The 3,494-nt window shown below is 67.2% G+C and carries 3 protein-coding genes; 1 reads left to right on the forward strand and 2 read right to left on the reverse strand.

The genetic code is table 11. The features are described from left to right. Both VDP82_RS15785 and VDP82_RS15790 read right to left on the reverse strand, forming a co-directional pair. On the reverse strand, positions 1 to 700 hold a 700-nt coding region (locus tag VDP82_RS15785; protein WP_323015783.1), incomplete at its 3' end, for a tripartite tricarboxylate transporter permease. A gap of 15 nt (positions 701 to 715) precedes the next feature. Then, complete coding sequence (locus VDP82_RS15790) at positions 716 to 1,171, reverse strand: tripartite tricarboxylate transporter TctB family protein (RefSeq protein WP_323015784.1); 456 nt, start codon at positions 1,169 to 1,171, stop codon at positions 716 to 718. A 191-nt stretch (positions 1,172 to 1,362) separates the two neighbouring features. Here VDP82_RS15790 and VDP82_RS15795 point away from each other — a divergent pair, with 191 nt between their 5' ends. Then, complete coding sequence (locus VDP82_RS15795) at positions 1,363 to 3,453, forward strand: 3-hydroxyacyl-CoA dehydrogenase NAD-binding domain-containing protein (protein ID WP_323015785.1); 2,091 nt, start codon at positions 1,363 to 1,365, stop codon at positions 3,451 to 3,453. Positions 3,454 to 3,494: the final 41 nt, after the last annotated feature.

A 3,494-nucleotide genomic window follows, 5' to 3' on the forward strand; every position in this document is an offset into this window, starting at 1 on the left:
GCACCTTGAAGGGGCTGCCATCGCTGCGCATGAGGTTGACCAGGATTTCGGCGACGCCGAACAGGCCCATGGCCAGCGCCACGATGCTCAGGCCATCGGCCAGCTCGGGCATGCCGAACTGGAAGCGCTGCACGCCGGTGTTCATGTCCATGCCCACCGTGCCCAGCGCCACGCCCAGCACCACCATGGCGAGGCCCTTGAGCATGGAGCCGCCCGACAGGGTGGAGGCGGCGATGAGCCCGAACAGCATGATGGCGGTATATTCGGGCGCGCCGAACGCCAGCGCCACATCGGCCAGCATGGGGCCGACCAGCATCAGCACCAGGATGGCAAAGGACCCGCCCACAAAGGACGAGAGGGTGGTGATGGCCAGCGCCACGCCCGCCCGGCCCTGCTTGGCCAGCGGATAGCCGTCCAGGCAGGTGATGGCATTGGTGGCGGTGCCGGGAATGTTGAGCAGGATGGAGGCGATGGAGCCGCCATACTGGGCGCCGTAGAAGACGCCGGCCAGCATGATGATGGCCGTGGTGGGCTGCATGTAGAAGGTGAGCGGAAGCAGCATGGAGATGGTGGAGAGCGCCCCGATGCCGGGGAGCAGGCCGACCACCGTGCCCAGGGCGACGCCGACGAAACAGAAAACCAGATTGTTCCACTCGAAGGCGGTGGCGAAGCCCATCTGGATGGCTGACAGATAATCCATGTCGAAACGTCCCTATTACGACCAGGGGAAGGCGCGCATGGGCATGCCGAGCCCGTAGATGAAGAGCAGCCAGCCCATGACGGGCAGGACCACAACGGTGATGGCGATGCGCTTGAGATTGGGCACCGGATAGGCAAAGGCCGAGAGCAGCGTCAGCGCGACGGTCGCGGCGATGAGGCCCGCGGGGCGCAGCAGCAGCGCCCAGGCGAGGATCCCCGCCAGCACGAAGAAGACCGGGCGGATATTGAGGCGACCACTCTCGGCGGGCAGGTCGGCATCGGGAATTTTCCAGACGATCAGCCCGCCCAGCAGCGCCAGCGCCAGGCCGGCGGCAACCGGAAAGAAGCCCGGCCCCATATTGTTGAGGGTGCCCAGCGGATAGCTCATTGCCTGGCCGGCGACCGCCAGACCCAGCAACAAGATGACGATGCCCCCGATCCTCTCGGACCAGGATGAGACCTGTGCGCTCATGCTGCCTCCTCTATTTTGGCCGGCAAGGGGGATCACAAGCCGGCTGCCTTTGGCCAATCACACCATCGTGCAGGTCGCAGAGCTCAACAAAACTGCAAAACGCTACAAACAATCTTTGCACAATTTGCAAAATCGAAGACGGGTCAAACGCGCTACAGCAAAGGCCAGCAAGGCAAACCGACGAGGCAAGAATGGCCCTGACCGATATTGGATATTCCAGTTCCGCGCGGGAAATGAGCCCGGCCGTCCGGCTCGAGCACGACGGCGATATCGCCTTGATATTCATCGATAATCCCCCCGTCAATGCCAGCTCCGTCGCCGTGCGGCAAGGGCTGGCGGCGGCGCTTGCCGAGGTGAGCGGGGACCGGGGCATTTCAGGCGTGGCGATCATCGGGGCGGGCAAGAGCTTCATTGCCGGCTCGGACATCAAGGAGTTCGGCAAGGCCCTGCCGCCGCCGGAGCTGCCTGAGGTGCTGGCGGCGATCGAGGTCTGCCCCTGGCCGGTGATCGCCGCCATCCACGGCTCCGCCCTGGGCGGCGGCTATGAGCTGGCGCTAACCTGCGACTGGCGCATCGCAACGCCGGATGCCGTCGTCGGCCTGCCCGAAGTGGGGCTGGGCATGATCCCCGGCGCGGGCGGCACGCAGCGCCTGCCGCGCCTTGTCGGCCTGCCGCGCGGCATCGAGCTCATCACCTCGGCCCGCCGGGTGGCCGCGCCCGAGGCGCTGGCGCTGGGCATGATCGACGCGCTGGCGCAAACCGATCTGCGCGCCGAGGCCATCGCGTTTCTCAAGAGCAAGGGGCCGGGCAAGCGCCTCGCCAGCCGGATGATCCCGCCTGCGGCGAGCAGCACCGAGATCGAGGCGGCGGCCAATGCTGCGCTGGCCAAGGGCAAGGGGCGCGACTGCGTGGCCGAAGCGATCAAGGCCATCCGCCTGATCGAAACCACGCCGGTGGAGGAGGCGCTGGCGCTGGAGCGCGCCGTCTTCCAGACCCTGCGGGTGGGCGAGGAAGCCAGCGCGCTGCGCTATAATTTCTTTGCCGAACGTGCCGCCGCCAAGCCGCCGGTGGCGGCCGATCCCCTGCCCGTCGCCCTGGTGGGCGTGGTCGGGGCCGGCACCATGGGCGCCGGCATTGCCAGCGTGGTGCTGGCGGCGGGACTGAAGGTCATTCTCATCGACAGCAATGAAGCGGTGCTGGCGCGGGCGCATACCAGCATAGAAAAGACACTGGGAGACCTGGAGCGGCTGGGCAAGCTCGGCAAGGCCAGTGCGGCGGAGCGGCTGGCCGACCTCGAAACCGGCGATGACCTCGCCAGGCTTGCCGGGACGGACCTGGTGATCGAGGCGGTGTTCGAGGACATCGCGGTCAAGACCGAGGTGATCGCGCGGCTGGGGGCTGTGCTTTCAGGCAAGGCCATATTGGCCACCAACACCTCCTATCTCGATATCGAAAAGCTGGCGGCGGCGAGCGGGCGGCCCGACCGCTTCATGGGGCTGCATTTCTTCGCGCCGGTGCCGCGCATGAAGCTGCTCGAAGTGGTGCAATGCGCCGCCACCGATCCGGCGGTGCTGGCGACCGGCTTCGCGCTGGCCAAGACCATCGGCAAGCTGCCGGTTCCGGCTCGGCCCGGAGAAGGCTTTATCGGCAACCGCATCTATGCGCGCTATCGCGCCCAGTGCGAGTATGCGCTGGATGACGGCGCCCTGCCCCAGGAGATCGACGCGGCGGCAACCGGGCTGGGCTTTGCCATGGGACTCTTCGCCGTGTCCGATATTTCCGGGCTCGATATCGCCTGGCGGCTGCGCCAGAGCAAGGCGGCCAGCCGCGATGCGCGCGAGCGCTATGTGACCATTCCCGATGCCGTGTGCGAACTGGGGCGGCTGGGCCGCAAGACCGAGGCCGGCTGGTATGATTACGACGCGGCGGGCAAGCCCGTCCCCTCCCCCGCCGTCACCGAGCTGGTAAAGGCCAATGCGGCACGGCATGGCCGCCCAGCCCCCGAGGCAAAGGCCATTTCCGGGGCGATCATGGGCGCCATCGTCAACGAGGCGGCGCTGCTGGTGGAAGAGGGGATCGCCCGCTCGGCTCAGGATATCGACGTTGTGCTGATCAATGGCTATGGCTTTGCCAGGCACAAGGGCGGGCCGTTGTTCCAGGCGTCGCGACTTCCGCCCGAAGAGGTCGGGGCCATGATCGATCTGGCCGAAAAGGCCACGGGCTGGGGCTTCCGGCGCGGCGACGTCGAGGCGCTGCTGGCGGGGCTGCGCGCCTCGTATTAAGGCCGGGCCAGACGATACCAGGCCAGGCCGGCCCGCGCGCC

The organism is Devosia sp., assembly GCF_034675085.1.
GTDB lineage: Bacteria > Pseudomonadota > Alphaproteobacteria > Rhizobiales > Devosiaceae > Devosia.